This window comes from Algoriphagus halophilus, assembly GCF_041729275.1.
Lineage (GTDB): Bacteria > Bacteroidota > Bacteroidia > Cytophagales > Cyclobacteriaceae > Algoriphagus > Algoriphagus halophilus_A.
Genome location: NZ_CP146486.1, coordinates 2,770,226 through 2,786,669, shown reverse-complemented (window position 1 = coordinate 2,786,669; position 16,444 = coordinate 2,770,226). Strand labels below are relative to the sequence as shown.

At 37.2% G+C, this 16,444-nt stretch carries 22 protein-coding genes and 1 pseudogene; all 23 read right to left on the bottom strand.

Translation table 11 applies throughout. The features are described 5' to 3' along the window. Nucleotides 1-85: 85 nt before the first annotated feature. Nucleotides 86-589 (bottom strand): TraB/GumN family protein, encoded by a 504-nt coding sequence (locus V8V91_RS14915; RefSeq protein ID WP_373395883.1) that lies wholly within the window; start codon nt 587-589, stop codon nt 86-88. Then, nucleotides 586-960, bottom strand: a complete 375-nt coding sequence (locus tag V8V91_RS14910; protein ID WP_373395882.1) for a TraB/GumN family protein — start codon at nt 958-960, stop codon at nt 586-588. The genes V8V91_RS14915 and V8V91_RS14910 overlap by 4 nt, the downstream gene beginning before the upstream one ends. Nucleotides 961-1,189: 229 nt before the next feature. After that, entirely contained in the window at nt 1,190-2,053 is an 864-nt protein-coding gene (locus V8V91_RS14905; RefSeq protein ID WP_373395881.1) for a hypothetical protein, read from the bottom strand. An 86-nt stretch (nt 2,054-2,139) separates the two neighbouring features. Further along, nucleotides 2,140-2,796, bottom strand: coding sequence for a hypothetical protein (locus tag V8V91_RS14900; protein ID WP_373395879.1), 657 nt, complete (start codon nt 2,794-2,796; stop codon nt 2,140-2,142). A gap of 61 nt (nt 2,797-2,857) precedes the next feature. Further along, nucleotides 2,858-3,295: a hypothetical protein gene (locus V8V91_RS14895; protein ID WP_373395878.1), complete on the bottom strand. Its 438-nt coding sequence runs from the start codon at nt 3,293-3,295 to the stop codon at nt 2,858-2,860. Next, on the bottom strand, nt 3,292-3,960 hold the full coding sequence (locus V8V91_RS14890; RefSeq protein ID WP_373395877.1) for a rhomboid family intramembrane serine protease: 669 nt from the start codon (nt 3,958-3,960) through the stop codon (nt 3,292-3,294). The genes V8V91_RS14895 and V8V91_RS14890 overlap by 4 nt, the downstream gene beginning before the upstream one ends. A 621-nt stretch (nt 3,961-4,581) precedes the next feature. Next, on the bottom strand, nt 4,582-6,111 hold the full coding sequence (locus tag V8V91_RS14885) for a dienelactone hydrolase family protein (RefSeq protein WP_373395876.1): 1,530 nt from the start codon (nt 6,109-6,111) through the stop codon (nt 4,582-4,584). Between the two features lie 205 nt (nt 6,112-6,316). Then, nucleotides 6,317-7,594 (bottom strand): amidohydrolase family protein, encoded by a 1,278-nt coding sequence (locus tag V8V91_RS14880; RefSeq protein ID WP_373395875.1) that lies wholly within the window; start codon nt 7,592-7,594, stop codon nt 6,317-6,319. A gap of 7 nt (nt 7,595-7,601) precedes the next feature. After that, a complete protein-coding gene (locus tag V8V91_RS14875) occupies nt 7,602-8,207 on the bottom strand; it encodes a TolB family protein (protein WP_373395873.1) in 606 nt (201 codons plus the stop codon). Between the two features lie 164 nt (nt 8,208-8,371). Then, on the bottom strand, nt 8,372-8,569 hold the full coding sequence (locus tag V8V91_RS14870) for a hypothetical protein (protein ID WP_373395872.1): 198 nt from the start codon (nt 8,567-8,569) through the stop codon (nt 8,372-8,374). Between the two features lie 87 nt (nt 8,570-8,656). Beyond that, a complete protein-coding gene (locus tag V8V91_RS14865; RefSeq protein ID WP_373395871.1) occupies nt 8,657-8,857 on the bottom strand; it encodes an alpha/beta fold hydrolase in 201 nt (66 codons plus the stop codon). Between the two features lie 43 nt (nt 8,858-8,900). Then, on the bottom strand, nt 8,901-9,716 hold the full coding sequence (locus V8V91_RS14860) for an alpha/beta hydrolase (RefSeq protein ID WP_373395870.1): 816 nt from the start codon (nt 9,714-9,716) through the stop codon (nt 8,901-8,903). A gap of 3 nt (nt 9,717-9,719) precedes the next feature. Then, a complete protein-coding gene (locus V8V91_RS14855) occupies nt 9,720-10,316 on the bottom strand; it encodes a hypothetical protein (protein ID WP_373395868.1) in 597 nt (198 codons plus the stop codon). Between the two features lie 47 nt (nt 10,317-10,363). Beyond that, on the bottom strand, nt 10,364-10,726 hold the full coding sequence (locus V8V91_RS14850) for a helix-turn-helix domain-containing protein (protein WP_373400853.1): 363 nt from the start codon (nt 10,724-10,726) through the stop codon (nt 10,364-10,366). Beyond that, nucleotides 10,678-11,175: a DUF6597 domain-containing transcriptional factor gene (locus tag V8V91_RS14845; protein ID WP_373395866.1), complete on the bottom strand. Its 498-nt coding sequence runs from the start codon at nt 11,173-11,175 to the stop codon at nt 10,678-10,680. The genes V8V91_RS14850 and V8V91_RS14845 overlap by 49 nt, the downstream gene beginning before the upstream one ends. A 311-nt stretch (nt 11,176-11,486) precedes the next feature. After that, nucleotides 11,487-13,241 carry a DUF5060 domain-containing protein gene (locus V8V91_RS14840; RefSeq protein ID WP_373395862.1) on the bottom strand — a complete coding sequence of 585 codons (1,755 nt, stop codon included), beginning with the start codon at nt 13,239-13,241 and terminating at the stop codon, nt 11,487-11,489. Nucleotides 13,242-13,465: 224 nt separating this feature from the next. Then, a pseudogene (locus V8V91_RS14835) lies at nt 13,466-14,116 on the bottom strand (alpha/beta fold hydrolase); the annotation flags it as partial. A 369-nt stretch (nt 14,117-14,485) separates the two neighbouring features. Then, complete coding sequence (locus V8V91_RS14830; RefSeq protein WP_373395860.1) at nt 14,486-14,968, bottom strand: DUF4440 domain-containing protein; 483 nt, start codon at nt 14,966-14,968, stop codon at nt 14,486-14,488. Between the two features lie 129 nt (nt 14,969-15,097). Next, nucleotides 15,098-15,373: a hypothetical protein gene (locus V8V91_RS14825; RefSeq protein WP_373400852.1), complete on the bottom strand. Its 276-nt coding sequence runs from the start codon at nt 15,371-15,373 to the stop codon at nt 15,098-15,100. Further along, entirely contained in the window at nt 15,268-15,489 is a 222-nt protein-coding gene (locus V8V91_RS14820) for a transposase (RefSeq protein WP_373400702.1), read from the bottom strand. The genes V8V91_RS14825 and V8V91_RS14820 overlap by 106 nt, the downstream gene beginning before the upstream one ends. After that, complete coding sequence (locus tag V8V91_RS14815) at nt 15,425-15,718, bottom strand: transposase (protein ID WP_373395857.1); 294 nt, start codon at nt 15,716-15,718, stop codon at nt 15,425-15,427. The genes V8V91_RS14820 and V8V91_RS14815 overlap by 65 nt, the downstream gene beginning before the upstream one ends. Beyond that, the gene (locus V8V91_RS14810; RefSeq protein ID WP_373395855.1) at nt 15,715-15,915 is read right to left on the bottom strand and encodes a transposase; all 201 of its coding nucleotides are present in this window, start codon (nt 15,913-15,915) and stop codon (nt 15,715-15,717) included. The genes V8V91_RS14815 and V8V91_RS14810 overlap by 4 nt, the downstream gene beginning before the upstream one ends. Before the next feature lie 93 nt (nt 15,916-16,008). Then, on the bottom strand, nt 16,009-16,197 hold the full coding sequence (locus V8V91_RS14805) for a DUF4372 domain-containing protein (RefSeq protein WP_373400701.1): 189 nt from the start codon (nt 16,195-16,197) through the stop codon (nt 16,009-16,011). Nucleotides 16,198-16,444: the final 247 nt, after the last annotated feature.

Sequence of the window (16,444 nt, the reverse complement as noted above, 5' to 3'; positions counted from 1 at the left end):
TTAAATTAGTTTCTCCTGCCATATTATTGAGCTAATGAATTCCAATTTGAAGATGCCAATCGATAGCACATTACATTTGGTAAATTTATTTTAATTCTATTGGAGTGATGGTATATCCTCTTTCTCTCAGTTGATTGATCAATCCACATTCGTACATCAAATGGCTTAGTCCTACTGCGATAAAACAATTGTTGGATTTTAATTTTTCCAAAATATTAACCATCCATTTGTTATTTCGGTCGGTTAAAACCAAAGAATTTCCACAATGTATACTCAATTGGTAATCCATTTCCATTTGTGAATACCAATCAGTTTCCTCACAGTCATTTCCCTTGTTGTTCCTGATTTTAGAAATAATATTAGAGAGCCTTCTTTTATGGTTTTTAGTTGGCATTCCTTCCACATCTTTATTGATCAGGTTGATCTGATCTTCGGTAGTTTCAAGACCCATCAGCTCCATGTTTTGGGAACTGGCTAAAGAACCAATATAATCATCTAAGGAGAGTGAGCTGTCTTGGGTACTTTTGTTTAAACAGACTTGCTGTTTGAAGTATCTGTTAAGGAAAGTATACATCTCAGCAGCTGTCATTTTGTGGTAATCAGTGGGACTAGAAGAAAAAGGGCCTCTATGAAAGACAAGTCCTCCCTGTTTAACAATTTATTCCACTTGGTAGTCGTGGATCTTCGATTGATGAGATCTTCTGCCATTTCTCCAGGAATATTGAGATTTTCCTTGATCAACAAATCACTGGAGTGTAGTGCTTGGTTCGCTTTAGTAAGGGTGTCGAAGAATGATTTTCCAAAAGCGTGATGGGTTCCAAATAAGTAAGAAACCCGATCGTTTTCTGAAGAGCTAACCTTAAACAAAATTGTGTTGAATGTTTGGTCGCCACTTCCCTCTTGAGCTTTTAGTGAGTTGGATTGAAAAAGTAGAAGAATCAATAAAAGGATTGATCGCATTATCCAGCTTTATAGTTTTAAGATTAAGATAGTAAAATTGCACTAATGTATAGATTTGGTGTAAATGGTGGTGTATAAGTTTATTCAATTGGGATTAAGTATCTGATTTTACTGCTGTGAATTTACTTGGCTTGAGGAATTGCAAATTCTCAAAAATAGAAAAGCATAGATGCACCCGAGTATTATGAAAGTCTAAGCTTAAGAGGGAGTGATTAATTTGAGAGAATTTTCATTCATCAAGCATCCTATACGAGCCGAAGAACTGGTCACCTATCACTTGAAAAATCTCTCGATTTTCTCTCTCATTAGGATATTTATATTTTAACCAAAAGGTCGTATTCTTCCCAAGGAGAAATTTGTCCAAGACGATTTCATTTTTTAAAGTGTCCTTGCTATACGATTCAAATATTGAATTTTGATGGGGTAAATTTCTATTTAAGAAAATATCGGTTTGGCCAGCATTCGCTAAGATTTGTGCTGCAAAGGATTCGATTGATAGGGTATCATTACTAAAAATTTCCAAATCAACTATCCAAAAAGTAGCATCATACTTTTCAAGAATATAGCCTGAATATTTTTCATGATCGATCGTTAAAATCAGAGTCTTAGGTTTTTCCGGAAAGTATAATTCCACTTTCTCCTTTTCTGGAAATAGGGGGTAGTCTTCGGATTTATTCAGTAGAGAATCAATCTGATACTCCCACTTTTTTTGGTATGCTCTATTTAATGAATGATCGGTTTCAGCATCATATTTTATTTGCATTCGATAAAGGTCAGATCGTATCCGAAGCAGTTCATACATGACTTGTGATTCATGTCCAAAATCCTTGTTTTCGAAAATGCCATTCAGCTTCCGAGCATGGTATTCTGTTATGTTGAAATGATACTGTTCATGATTCAATACATAATCAGAATTTAAGACATACCTACTTTTCCAAGAATATTGGTTGTTCATTGCTGCATAGGCGGAGTATTTTTTCTGGATGGAGTCGTATTCAACAAAAACAGAGCTACTGATTCCAGCTCCCCATCCTGTAAATGGCTTTACAAAACCTTGAAAATCTTCCCATTCCAAATGCTTCCACCTGTGCATAGTTACAGGTGCATTAAAATTACTCTTAAAAAGAGGGATAAGAGTCAAAATGCCAATGGACCCCAATATCAAGGCTATCTTGAATTTTAAAAAATTTGACACCTTATTATTTTTAATAAATATTTGAGAATGCCTACTCCTATTTCGAAAGCAAAAATGAAAAAGGGTAAAATAAATAAAACTAAAACAACCCCCATTACACTAGCGTCGACACTAAAGTCATAGCTGATATCCACGATTAAGGCATAAGAAGATCTAATTAGAAAAATTGAAACAAGTAAGAAGAGGTCATTAATTGATCTCCCAATTAAGTTATTTGACCTGTTGTGCTCAAACCTATATAGGATGTGGTTTATTAAGAAAACCAATAGAAGAGTAAACCATTTCCAAGTACCTTGAGAATCTTCAAAAAATCGCTCGTCTGAGTAATAATCAATAATTTCAAATACTGCCAGGTAAAATAACGCTATGGAAATAGAGGTCAAAAACTCTCTATAACTCAAGGTTCGGAAAAATGGATGATAATCAAAGCTTAAAGAAATTCTATCAACTTTTATGTTTTCTCCTTTTGACTCATTGACAGAATCACCTAGTATTTGTGGTAGCTTTTCATTCAGTCTAAGATACAATAACTTGGACGCAGCTAATACAGCATCTGGCTGATAATGCTCTTTATTATCAACGATTCGTTGGAGTTCAATCTTTGTTTTGCTCTGATATTTATCAAGAAAATATTCTTCCATTTAAAAGGTATTGACTATCCCGGCAAATCGAAAACCAATATTTGTGGACACTTCAACTTGTTTAATTGCCGGTTAATTCAGTAATGATAAACTCTATTTCCTCGCTGTAAAATTGAATCTCTTTTTCGTATCTGTCAGTGTCCTCTTCAATAGACTTATAAAGTAGATTAAAAATTTTAATTCTAAGTTGGCAGTAATCTTTTAACCTTAAATTTTTTTCTTTTAGCGATAAAGGCAGGTCGAGTTTATCTAGATTGTCAATGAGTTTTACGTTCTCAACCCAATAATATATACCTCTATCTTTTATTTCGGAGAGTAAAATATCTTTTGGTGTATCTTCTGGTAATTCGAAGACTTCTAGAGCCATAGATTCCATGGAAACAAATCTTTCCATTTCTTTTTGATATATCCCCAAGTCGCTTCCCTCCCCATAAACTTCCATCTCATTTGGAATAGTTTTATAAACTGTAAAAGATGAAATCAATAGGATAAGAGTCATTCCCCCAATTGTTGAAAATTTGAGTAGCCTATTTTCAAATTTTTCAAGCTTGGAACAAAGCCATAGCCTAAAACAAATCCAGTAAGTAGCCCTCCGATATGAGCAGCATTATCCACTCCATTATTGGGATTGAGTCCATTTACAAGGTTGTATACCACGAAAACCCCAATGCTGGTGAATAAAGATTTCCTGATAGATTTGTCAACTAAGTTGGTGGAAAGTAGCGCAAGAAATACACCATACATCCCAAAAATGGCTCCTGAAGCACCAGCACTTACCACCATGCCATTCCACCATATGCTAGCTATGCTTGCTGCAATTCCTGAAATAAGATAGGCTGCCAAGAATCTGGCCTTTCCAAGGTAAGGTTCTAACAAAAGACCAATGTAAAATAGGGCATACATATTAAAAAGTAAGTGCAATATCCCGATATGAAGGAAACATGATACCAACAATCGCCACCATTGGCCATCTACTGTAAAAGGTCTATAATTAGCACCCCAATCCAATAAATCTTGAATATCAGGAAACAAAAAATGAGTTCCTGTATAGATCATTGCAATGAAAATCAGGAGGTTACAAATGATGAGCAACGGGGTTACAAAATATCCATCTATCGGGTTAAAAATGGAAAAGAAACCTGTGATTTTTTCTTTGGAAGACAAGGCCGGCTGGCTAAAAATATCTTCTTTTTTGGAAACACTTGCCTCTCGTAATTCTTCTAGCTTTACCTCAATTTCTTCCTGAGTAATTGTAGTTTTTAACTCCTCGAGTATTTTGAGTAGCGCTTGTATGTTTTTTATTCTTACCCCAGTCCATCAACTGATTTCCAGTGCATTCACTTTTAGAAGGACGGATCCACTGGTAATGGAAACTGAGATTTCTTCGCTCCAAGAGCTCCAAGAGAAATTTGTATAAGCTATAAAACCAGTTTCACTTAAGAAGCTGACGTTCCAGCCTTTTTCTTGGCCGCTTCGATAGCTAGTATCAAGAAAATTTTGGGTTCTATGTGTTCAGTTCGAATGTACTGAACATACTTTGGGGATAAACCAAATGCCATAATCTAAGAGGGTTGTAAAAAGGTTTTTTATTTATTAGCAATACCAATTGGAACCCCTAGACTAAAGGTTGATAATTTCAGATTTATCCAAAAAGGTGGTAGACAATAAACCTTCTAAATTAATTGTTTCATTGAATAATTCCTTAGGTCTAAGTGAAATTGATTCTCCTAGTTTGAATTATTTTTTCTCCTGACTTTTGAAGTAAAAAATGGGGTTGGGTCAAAGTCAGTTTCTTAATTGTTCCAACCGATGGATGGCATTTTGATTTTGGGAATTGAGCTCCAGGGATTTTTCAAAACTTTCCATCGCCTTTGTCTTGTCACCGATGAACAAGTATCCTTCCCCTAAACTATCGTACAAATTGGCAGAATTGGGAAATAAAGAAACAGCCAATTGAAATACCTTAATACCCTGGTTGGAAGTAGCTGGATTGAACACCAATTGAAGCCCAAGAGTATTTAAAGGCCCTTCTGGAATTTCAAACGAAGGATGGGTTGTTAGGATGGATTCATAAAGTTCAGATAGGTTTTCATAATGCTGGCTAGAAGCCAGGTCATTAAAATCCTGAAAGGAGAAAGGGACTTCTTCTGGTCTTTTGACTTTTTGAGAGATGAGACTCTTTGTTTCTTCAGATGAGCTAGCTTGGTGTTCAAGAAAGCTGGAGGCTAGAGAATCCTCTTTCAGTGATGCATTTAAAAAATTCAAGGTATAATTGGCCATTAGCCGATAGGAATCCATGATTTCCAAATCCGTCTTGTCCTGTCTTGTATCTCGATCAGCGAAGAGTACTCCCAAGGTGCTAAAATAACTATGTGTAAGATCGTGAAATTTTAATTGATACGCTACACTATGGCTAAGGCTGTCAAAAAGCTGAAAGCTCGTGTTGACTTCAGGATCTATGCGATCTTCCTTTAAGACTACTTCAGGAATATCTTTCTGTGCCATGTGGAGGTAGGGAACGTTTAAGGTTTGAGGAGCAAAAAAGGGGGACTGGCTCAATAGCTCATATTGGTACCGCTCTGTTCCGTCCAAACTTACAACTGCTTTGATCCATTCGTTTCGATTTTGGGTGATCATGGTAGCCAAGCCTCCAAAGCTAAAACCCATCAAGCCAATTTTGTCTAAATCAGATTGCCGGAATTGCCCAGCTTCTTTCAGTAAAAACTCCACATCTCTGGCCTGAGTCTCCATTTCCTTTGCTAAATGATTACTAAACCAACGGGTTTCGGAACCTCGACTGGGACTTGACAGGACTACATACCCATGACTAGCCAAAAATTCACACAGGGCAAAATTCTCGATGGAGGAGGCTTGAAAACTAGGTGCATAGACAATAACCGGAAATTTCCCTTTTCCGGGTTCTATATTTTCGTAGGCTGTGGTTTGTTCGTTCAGGTGTTGTTGGTTGGAAGGGGTATTGGCATAATAAAACCAATTTAAAATCTGCTCATTGGGTAAATGTTCCCATTCCTCTTCATCTTTTAGGATTTCCAAGTAATCCAAGACCTTCATGGGCTCCAAGTCGGTTACCTGCAGTTCTACTGGATACCAAATGCTGATCGGAATGGGTCTAGGTACTTTATTATTGGTGTAATCAAAAACCCGACTGTAAGTTCGGGTGCTGTCTGACTTCGTGTAATGTCGAAATCCTACTCGATAAGGTCCATTTTCAAGATCAATTTCTAGTAGGGAAGTTTGTGCTGTTAAGAGTTTAAGTTGAAAAAATAGAATAATCAGTAAAAAGGTCTGTCGCATCGGCCACCTAGTTAGGTTTTTTTCAAGATACGAAGATTGGATTGATGTTACTGGTTTTGATTGTGGTTTGGTGAATGGTTGTTTTTTAGGGAAGCGACAGAAAAAAAATTGAATCTATTTTATTATTGTATTTACTAATTCAAACGGTCTTGAATTTTACCTCTTTTTATAACCAAATTGATTGATAAAGTATTGCTGATATCTTCTAGGGGTTTTTATCGAGCAATATAAGATTCGCAAGTTTTCCAATTTCAATGGAGCCCAAGCTATCTTGTGCATTCATCATTTTGGCCGCATTCAAAGTTCCCATTTTTATAATGTCCAATGGCTCCAACCCTCCCATGTTCAATAACTGCATTTCCTCATGGAGACTGTATCCAGGAAAGTTGAAGTCATTTCCGGTATCTGTTCCTAATACCATTTTAAATCCCATCATGTTTAAAAACTGGATGTCCTCAACTTGGGGCAACATAAAGGCTTCCAAACTATCATCGCTTAGCCCGTATTCATCCATCAGAGTTTGGACATAGCGTCTTGCCCTATCTACTAAACTAGAATCCAAATCATTGACAGATTCTTGATAGGATCTAAGCATCGATTCAGACTCAAACCATTCAGGATATAAGGGGTACAGGAATGATTTATCAATCATTAAAGTGGTTACCCAATAGGGATCTCTTTGGATAAATTCCTGAAGTAACTCCATTTGAGGACCATCTTGGGGTTCTATGTTTACCCCAGTAAAGTGAACAAGATTTTGGGCCCCTCCTTTAATAGCCATTTCTAGTTCGGTATTATCACTCACATGAGCGAATACTTCCAGGTCATATTTTGAAGCTTCTTTTACCGTCTTTTCTATGAATTTTTGAGGGATTCTTTCCACGAATGGAGGAGAAGGGCCATCCTCAATGGTCAACTTGATTCCTACGATAGGATATTGAGCAACGTCGTGTACAAGTCGTTCAATTTGTAAGGTGTCTGTTAAGTAAAATATCGATTCTCCATTACGCCAATTACTACTAGAATAAGTTTTTGATGGATGTCGTCCTTCCATGGTAAAGTGCTGACTTGTGTGGAAAACCAAAGGTGCCGGAATAGAATCTTGATTCCCTTGTTTCCGCATGGAAGCATAGTATTCATTTGTACACAAACTTCCTCCCGTTACAAAGACAGATGTCACTCCATAATGGACAAATCTGGGAAAGTCTCTTTCAAAATCTCCGGTGTGAACATGGCAGTCAAATAATCCAGGGATAAGAAACTTGTCCGTACCATCAATATGATTAAACCCATCTGTTTGTAATTCAGGTTCAATGGCAATTATTTTTCCTTCAAAGATTCCTATTGAAACGGAATGTTGAATTGGGGCCCCTGTACCATCAATTAGATTTACATTGGAGATCACTAAATCGAATGGATTCGATTGCTTAGAACTGCAGCTTAGTAAATACAAAAAGGATATCAGAATGATTAACTGCTTCATAGCACCTTTATTTTTTAAGAACAAAGCTTGGACTTTGTTGATATTGATAGGTCGAGTCAGTCAATATTTTTAATTCTTGCGTTTCCCAATTCATCAGTCCAATATGAAATTGCGTTTGGTCATTATCAAAAAGTTCAATCGCCAACCATTTTCCATCAGGGCTCCAATCATGCCACCCTTCATTTTCCTTATTTTCAGTTAGTTTCCAATGCTTTTGTCCATCAAGACTGACTGCGTACAAGCTGTATTTCCCATTTTGTTTGCTTTGATAGGTGATATAGTTTTCAGTTGGATGAAGTTTTGGTGTTCCCGCTTTGTATCCAAATTTTCCAGCGGTTGTGTCCATTGGAGGATATTGGGTTAATTGCTTTTTGTTTTTGCCGTCTTCATCTATGATATAAAGTTCTTCCTTGAAGCCTTCGATTAATTTTGATTTGGTTTGACCGCCCCTGAAAACTACTTGCTTCCCGCCATTAACAAAAAGTGGGTCGCCTGAATAGGGTAAACCTGTATTTAATGTACTAAGGACCTTCCCCTCAAGATCAATGATGTAGAATACTGAATCTGATTTTGGTTTGATAATCAATTCTTTACCTTCATTTCTCCCGCTCATCCAGCTATCAGCCAAAGGAATAGTTGATACTTTTTGAGGATGATCTCCTTTAGAATTTGTCTCATACAGATAATAGGCACAACGTTGGCAAGAATCTTTATCTGATATGAAATAAACCTTGTCCTTAAATGAATAATATGACCATTCTACACCCTTTAGGTTTGTTATATTTTTTGTTGTGAACCATCCATATTCATGGTGAACACTTCATAATTGTCAGTAGAATCGTTCACCAAAACATTATAAACAATAGCATATTCATCCAATGAAGTAGTTGATAATTGCGATGATCTTTTTGCTTCTTGACAAGAGGCCAATAAAAATACTACCCAGGGACCGAGAAAAATGCTGACCTTTTTCATAAAAAGTTCTGAATACTGATTAGAGTTTTATTAAGCTTCAAAATTGTTCAGATGATTCTTAAGTGTCAAAGCAATCATTGAATGACATTAATACTTTGAGATAAAATCCATTATCTCTAATTTAAATAATTCTGGATCACTGATGTAAGGTTCATGACTTGAGTTTGGTAAAATCCTATAAAATTTATCATTGAGAGGGGTTCCAAAGTTATTGAACACATCCATTCCCTCTTCTGGCACGATTAGATCATCGTATCTGCCCCAAATTAATAAAGAAGGGATCTTCACTTTGGAAACTTCGTTTATGAAATTTTTCCTTCTACATCTTTGTTTAATCTGTCATTGACGATTTCAAGATTGGAGGATAAATAAGATGGAAATGGGTTATAGCTTGAAAAAATCCAATTTGAAGATATTGGCGAACCGATAGTGTAGCTAACTCTTCAGGAATGATGATCTCTCCTGGCCAGCCTACAAATTCTCTCCATTCGTTTTTTTGCTCTCTTGTCGTAATAATTTGATTATTATCGGTCCATTGAAGAGCAGATGTCCAATGGTCTATCCTATTACCTTTTTGGATTTCCTCGTTTGCAATATTGATCAAAAATGTTCTTCGATATTGCCAACTTAAATCATAATCAAAATTATATGCTCCATCGATAGAAATCCAACCCCTTATTTTGTCTTGAAATTTGGGGGATAATAAATAGTTGACTCCAATAAATGCCCCAAAACTATGCCCCATAAGGAAGATTTCAGGATTTTGATATTTTGAATTTAAAACGGAAATGATAGCATCTAGATCTTTTACATACTGTTGAATGGTAAGTAACCTTTCATCTAAATTTCCCTGAGCATTTCCACATCCTCTCTGGTCATAATAAACCATTGCAAAGTTTTCTTCAAATCCTTCTTCCCAATTAAATAAATCTGCCCTTGCCACATCAATACTGGTTAATCCAGGGCCTCCATTGATATAGATTACAAGTTTTGAAGATGCAGTATTTCCCTTAATCCAAACAGGTAAGGACGCATCATCCACTTTTACATGGAAAAATGTGTCTGTGTTTGTTTCAAGTTCGAATTGCTCACAAGCATTAAAGAGCAATAGTGAAGCTAATATTAGAATTGATCGTATTTTTTTCATTTCCTATTTTTTTAAATAGTATTTGATTCCTACTTCCAGTATAAAATAGGCAGTTCCTTTTGGGAAGTTTGGTATTGCATATACTAGTTGTGGTTTAATAAAATACCCGATTGGAAGGTTCTCTTTTATCCTAAGGTCTCTTCCAAAAGCGAAAAAGTAATTTGTCGCGAAATAATTAGAACCTGCATGAGTACTATTTACTTCACTGTTTCCATTTACCTCAAATGTGTTTGGAATAAATCTTCTAAGGTATCCTGCTCCAATACCTAGTTCAAAAAATCTGCCTTTAGGATTCTGTCTTTTGTATTTAATTTCTGGAAGGAAAAATAGACCGGTTTGATAACGTCTATGGTAAAATAGTCCAATGGATGGGCTAATGAAAAATCCTTTTGTAACATGGAACGAAGCACCTTTATTGGTAACCTTTGTTTTACCCCATTCCTTTAAAGAGTAGTCAACATTTATCTTTAATCCGGGATGGGTGATCATTTCGCCATAATAAGAGACTGAAAATGATTCCAGTTTTTTAGTTTGGGCATGGCAAAATGTAGAAATGAGGATAAAAATTATTATTGATAGAATTCTCATTTTTTTCCACAATTCTAAGTCATCAAAACTTATGAAAATTGTAAAAAATCATCAATTGCTCATTTTTTAGAATAAACCTCCTGAATTCCAATTTTGAATGAAGCCAATTGTTTCGGAGTTAGGCCTGAAAATTTGCTCACTTCCTTGATAAAATGTGCTTGATCAAAGTAAATGAAACCAGAGTTGCTGTTGAATGAGTTAAGTTTCTCCCTTTTTGCAAGCACTTGATTTACAAACCTGACCAGCATGCCATATTTCTTTGGGGTGATTCCTAAATTCTTTTTGAATTTTCTTTCAATGGTGCTTGCAGAGGTGTTAAAAAGAATGGGTAATTCCCGTATGCTGCAATCGCCCTTGCTTTTTTCTATATGTTCTACCATTTTTTCAAACAACTCATCGATAGGGTTGCTTTCGGAAGGCAAGAAGTCTTCAAAAAGGATTGAATTAGATCAGTCCTTTTTTGTTGATTAGCGGCTTTAAAAATTTCTTTTTCAAGATTCAAAACCGACTGGCCAAAACATTCAATTGGGTTTAAGCAATCATTGATGGTTTGGCTTAATTCAGTTTTGCATAATCGATAAAATGTTTTTGGCCTAAACCTAACTCCTATTACTGGACTTTTTATGACTTTACATATTTGAGGTGCTGTTCGGAGCCCTGCAAGTTGGCTTTTTCTGGATTTAACTTTCTCTGAAAGTTGAAAAAATCTTTCAATAAGTGTATCAGTAAAAATCAATTCTATGGAATTGTCGGGAATAAGGAGGTGCTGGTTGTTATTAGGATGAAAATCTGAATAATTCTCCCACCAGATGCAATCTATAAGTTCAGACAATTTTCCTTCTAGCCTGATTTCATGGTAGTCCCAATCCATTTTTTAAAATAATTCAATCAGGATCAATATTGATTTAAAAACGGTGTGATTTCAACTATGTTTCCCGATGTTGAATCAAAAGCTTCTGAGGCAAAGTTGTCTACATGCAATAAATTCTCTGACTAGTTTCACTTTTCCTGCTTAGGCAAGAAGACCAGATAGATCTGATGGAATTACAAATTTCTAAAAATAGAAAAACGTAGATGCCCCCTATAGTTTCTTGGTCTAAATTTAGGGGAGAGCAATTTATGGGATTTGATCTTTTAACTTTTGACAGAAAATTTACATCAGAAATTAAATAATGGACTTAATTAATTGGACCGCTTGATCAATACGACCCAATCTTGGTCAGGGACCGAATTCTCAATCTTAGGAGGATTTCCAAATGAACGAATTTGACCTCCGTCAATTTTATTCACCGAACCGATTTGTAATTGATCTCCAGTTAATGGATTAAACCATTGTACGGTAAAGCTTCCATTTGCGCTACTTAAATCAATCGTATAGGTCTTGGAATTTGGTAAATAGATCGCATAAACTTCATTCTTTTTGCTCAGGCAATAGGCATCTTTCGAGTTTATCAAACTATGCTCAGGATGCATTTCCCAATACGGCAGGTAGGTGTTAAAAAACGATTTCGCATAGTTGGTAATTTCCCAGAGTCGGTCTCGCTGCCGCCAGTCTTCGGAGGTTAGATCGGTGTGTGGATGTTGAGCCCCAAAATACCATTCCACGCCAGCTCCTCCTGATAGTAATGTTCCCCAAAGTGCATAGCGTCGAAGTGTCGTATGATTAGGATCTTCAGCATCAGTTTTGGCACCGTCAAACCACATCCCAATTTCATCCATTGTGACTAGCCACTCGTGTCCGGCATTTTTAGACCTTTCTTTAAGATCATGTACCACCTCTGGTGCATTCTTCCGCTCGTCTTGTTGTAATGAAATCCCATCCACATGAGAAAATCCAAGTAGACTGTCTAAAACTGTAGCTCTTAACTCTTCGGTAGGTAATGTATGGTTTACCACTGGGTGAAGATAAGGGTCATTCTTTTTAATAAATGTTGCTGTGGCTTTCCGCTGCGCATCCGTTTGAGCTCCGGTTGTAACCCATGGTGCAAGTCCATTTTCCTCTCCCATATTCCAAATTAAAGCATTGTGATGTCCAAACCGGGCAATCAATTCATAAAGGTATAGCTGACGTAAAGGACCTGTATCACCACCGTCTAACATGGTTTCGTTTTCAGTTTCTTGGATCACCATATGCAATAGTATCCCTTTTGATTGCATGTGTTCAAATAGGATCTCCCATTGATCTAATTTACTCACATCAAATCGGGTAAAGTCATTAGGGCTTACATAAGGCCATACATCTTTGCCATCGCCTAAAATATTTAAAGTCAAGAAATAGGCTGCATTCATGCCTTTTGATGCCAAATAATTAATGCCGCCGATCAGTGCTTTCCCTTTCCCATCTTGCCATGTGGGGTCTCCTGTATTCCAATCTTTCAGGTGTGGCTCATAGGTATGAATTTCGCCCGAGGTTGCAGCCTCTCCCTCTCTTGCTTCCGCTTTGATACGATAAGTATCATCAAAATCAATGTAAGCCAATAAGTTTTCAGGACTATTTGTACCGGCTTTTATCCAATATTTATCAGTGCCGGTAAATTTAAAGTACCCATTGGAGGTTTCTATTCGTCCATGAGCTCTAAAATCATTTCCCTCTTTATCTGATTTGGTCACTTGGAAATTGCCTTTGGCATTCGAGATAGAAACCAATTCCCCACTACTTGTATCATAGTTTAATGCAATGCTATCTCCCTTGTATAATTTTGCGGAGTATGACCAGGTCCCTATTTTATCGGGAGTAAAACGAACTTTCCAGATAGGACCTGCGTCTGAACTCGTTTCAGAAGCATTTCCGTCAGCGGCATAAAATCCACGGATCGTATATTGGGTTTCTTCGTTTTTAAATTCAACACTCAATCGATAGTTTAAAAACGGATTTTCCTGAGCCAATTCAGATGATTCTGGCCCTTTGAAGGAAAGTGTTAATGTGTGCCACTGCATGTGGACTGTGGTGGTATCTAATTTTTCTGATATTGGTTCTGCATCGTCACAGCTTTGAAGAAACAGTATACTGAGGAGTGGAAAAAAAGAAATACTTTAAAAATATACTTCATGGTTTATGCTGGTTGACTTCGTCTGATGATATGGATTCTTTACCACTAATTTCAACAATTTTTGAATACTTCTCTTACTTACTCCTAAATGGCTGTCTTTGGTTGGGGGAATTACAAATTCCTAAAAATAGAAAAGCGTAGATGCAATTTACGCTTTGGGTTAATTCTTTTTTCAATATGGGCTTCAAACCAAAGGTCATCGTCATCCCATGGTTTTGTGATTCCTTCGGGGGCTGGAGGATAACTTGGAAACCCTTTCGTACCCAATAATAAAACCATTGGCTTTTCTGGATGTGGACCAAGATCTCTTTCTGCTACACTTTGGTCCCAATATTTTATAAGCTCTTTGGATTCGGCTATAAGGCCTACAGGTGCTTCTATTATTTTTAACATTGCTGCGTAGCTTTCTCTGTCAAACTTATCAACCTCTTTCGGGTCCATTCCTCTTTTTACAAAAGCTTCATCTCCTTCACCTGGTTCAGCCATAAAATTATCAGGCTCAACATATATAAGTGCTTTTACATTATCGGGATACAGCCCTCCAAATGCTCTTATTAAAACACCTCCCCAGGAATGCCCCATCATTAAATAAGGTTTTGGTAATTTTAGTTTGGCTAAAAGTTTATGAAGTGTTAAGGCTACATTTTTGGGTGTAGGTTCCAAACCGTTCCATTCAGAATTGCCCATTCCTGAACGCGAATAACTAAAAACTGGAGCAAATTCTGCAATAGAGTCCAATACGGAAGCCCAAGATTTGCCATTTAAACTTCCCCCTGCACCATATTAAAAAACTACTACCGGGACATCAGATTCTAGATGTTTTTTACCTTGAATTTTTACTTCAAAATTATAGCCATCAAGATTTACATACTGAATGCCCTCTTTCAATTCGGACTGGGCAAAAGAATTGATTGAAAATATTAGGAGAATTAGGGTTAAGTAAATCAGAGGGCTTTTTGAAAGGTTTAAAAATCTCATATTTAATCTGATCATTTAACCGATTTTGACTGTGACTATTTGCTTTGTTTTAACACTTATTTTTAGGAATACACACCAAAGTGAAAATCCAAGAGGATTTTTAAAAGTAAACTAGACCAAGTAATTAGTTGAATCCATTGTTAACACAATTTTTTATCTAGAATCCCTATGATTATAACTTAAAGCGCGGGACATTCTCCATTCCCCATTTTCATAATTCAAGACCGTTGTATAACTGCTAAAGCCAGCTGGAAATTTTTCTCCATCAGACAGTCTGATTGCATGGAAGCTTAATTCTCCAATAATAATTGCTGCATACAAATTTCCAGAATCTTTCAATTCGTAAACTTTAATATCATCCATTAAAATAGCTTCCAATTTCCACTCCTTCTTTTTACAGAAATTTTCCCATACTTTTTTGCTTTCCGATTGGCCAATTGTGAGACCACCTCTATCATGGTAAAATTCAATATCCTCACTTTCCATCGAAAGTATCTTTTCAACATCACATGCATTATAAGCTTTCCAATAATCACTATTGAATTCTAAAATTTGTTGTTTTATGGAAGATGAATCTGAACCTATATTATTTTCTTGTGCTTTCAATTGACTTGAAACAAAAAATAAAATAAACATAAATGTTAGATAATAAATCACTACTGTCCGACTAAAATAGAATAATCGGACATTTGTTTTCTTATGCTCTAATTTGGGGTTTTTTGGTTGATTTTTGAAAAGGTAGAAGCCCCCTATGTTGAAACAGGTTCATTTGGGAGGATTTAGCAAGGCTTTCCCAGGTTCTTTTTCAGGGTTGTTGAGGAAGTTTGTCAGGTGCACATAGCTGGGCAGGTGGAATCTGACGATTGCCACCATGTTGGAGAAAACCCAGTTCCTTTTGAGCTGTTTACGGACAACTTCCATCAGTAGCAAGGATATCAGCGCGCACCAGATTTGGATTTCGATCGCGTTTTGGTTGTCTCCCAAGAAGTATTTGAGCGGAAAGTTTGTTTGAGTTTTTTGAACAGCAGCTCGATTTGCCATCGGTGCCTGTAAATAGCCGCTACGGTTGCCGCATCCAGTTCAGGTTGTTGGTCAGGAAGATGAGCAGTTTTGGTTTTTCTGGTCCCAGTAGGCGATTCTTCGGAGTTTGAGCGGATGTTTTTCCTTGTCCACGGTGTATTGGACCGTGATGGTTTCGTCCTTGAGGATTTCATGGTCTCTGTCTTCGGGCAGTTCTATTTCTTCCAGGCTTTCGAACTTTGCATTATTCTTCATCCTGGACACAAAGAAAATCCCTCGGTCCGTCCATTGGGCATATTGATGGTAGTCTGTGTACCCCTTGTCCATGACCAGATAGAGACCTTCCGGCAGCTGGGAATACTTCAAAAGGTGTGATCGTGGCGGCTTGCTTCTGTAAACTGGACCAGGCAGGGCATCAGTTCAGCCGCATGAATCATCACATGGGCTTTGATACCGCCTTTGCTCCTGCCGTCCTTTCGGGGTCTTCCGGCCACCTTGAGGATGTCTTTGAACAGGCTGATGACAGTCGAATCGACAATAAACAGCTTCTGGATCACTTCCATCTTGGAGTCGGCTGTCCGGCAAAACACCTCTGTATTTTCAAAAGAGAAAGATAGAGCGCTTTGAACACCTCACTTGGTCTTCGCTTGTTCCCGTCAGAGATGGTGGATCTGCGGGAGCCTTGGGCCATGCCGATATGTATCAACTTGTTCTGCCAGGCCAAAAGACCCGTGGAAAGCTCCTGGCGAAGTGGAGCCACTGAAAAGACAATGCAGCATCGTGACCAAATGTTGCCAGGTGTCAAAGCTTTTGTAGTACCGATCCGATTGGTTTTTGGAAACAATTTTGCAACAAGGCTCCGATCGATCAAAGAAAGAAGTTGAGAAAAAATCGGCTGTCCGAAGAAATGTGTATTTTTCACCCGCTGTTGTTTAAAGTTGTCGTAAACCTAAAATACAGCAAAAAGGGTAGGCTTCTTAACAGAAGCTTACCCTAAATTTTAAAACGTTTCTCGGACAGTAGTGATAATAAATTTTAGTTTTCATTTGGGTCTTTGTTTGTTGAGGAGACTCTATGCCCTCCTTCATTATT

Coding starts and splice junctions, on each gene's coding strand:
- V8V91_RS14875 (WP_373395873.1), bottom strand. CDS start 8,207: ATGAGCGGGAGAAATGAAGGTAAAGAATTGATTATCAAACCAAAATCA.
- V8V91_RS14910 (WP_373395882.1), bottom strand. CDS start 960: ATGCGATCAATCCTTTTATTGATTCTTCTACTTTTTCAATCCAACTCA.
- V8V91_RS14860 (WP_373395870.1), bottom strand. CDS start 9,716: ATGAAAAAAATACGATCAATTCTAATATTAGCTTCACTATTGCTCTTT.
- V8V91_RS14885 (WP_373395876.1), bottom strand. CDS start 6,111: ATGCGACAGACCTTTTTACTGATTATTCTATTTTTTCAACTTAAACTC.
- V8V91_RS14895 (WP_373395878.1), bottom strand. CDS start 3,295: ATGACTCTTATCCTATTGATTTCATCTTTTACAGTTTATAAAACTATT.
- V8V91_RS14905 (WP_373395881.1), bottom strand. CDS start 2,053: ATGCACAGGTGGAAGCATTTGGAATGGGAAGATTTTCAAGGTTTTGTA.
- V8V91_RS14900 (WP_373395879.1), bottom strand. CDS start 2,796: ATGGAAGAATATTTTCTTGATAAATATCAGAGCAAAACAAAGATTGAA.
- V8V91_RS14845 (WP_373395866.1), bottom strand. CDS start 11,175: ATGGATTGGGACTACCATGAAATCAGGCTAGAAGGAAAATTGTCTGAA.
- V8V91_RS14870 (WP_373395872.1), bottom strand. CDS start 8,569: ATGAAAAAGGTCAGCATTTTTCTCGGTCCCTGGGTAGTATTTTTATTG.
- V8V91_RS14810 (WP_373395855.1), bottom strand. CDS start 15,915: ATGGAAGTGATCCAGAAGCTGTTTATTGTCGATTCGACTGTCATCAGC.
- V8V91_RS14830 (WP_373395860.1), bottom strand. CDS start 14,968: ATGTTTATTTTATTTTTTGTTTCAAGTCAATTGAAAGCACAAGAAAAT.
- V8V91_RS14825 (WP_373400852.1), bottom strand. CDS start 15,373: ATGGCAAATCGAGCTGCTGTTCAAAAAACTCAAACAAACTTTCCGCTC.
- V8V91_RS14915 (WP_373395883.1), bottom strand. CDS start 589: ATGACAGCTGCTGAGATGTATACTTTCCTTAACAGATACTTCAAACAG.
- V8V91_RS14840 (WP_373395862.1), bottom strand. CDS start 13,241: ATGCAGTGGCACACATTAACACTTTCCTTCAAAGGGCCAGAATCATCT.
- V8V91_RS14880 (WP_373395875.1), bottom strand. CDS start 7,594: ATGAAGCAGTTAATCATTCTGATATCCTTTTTGTATTTACTAAGCTGC.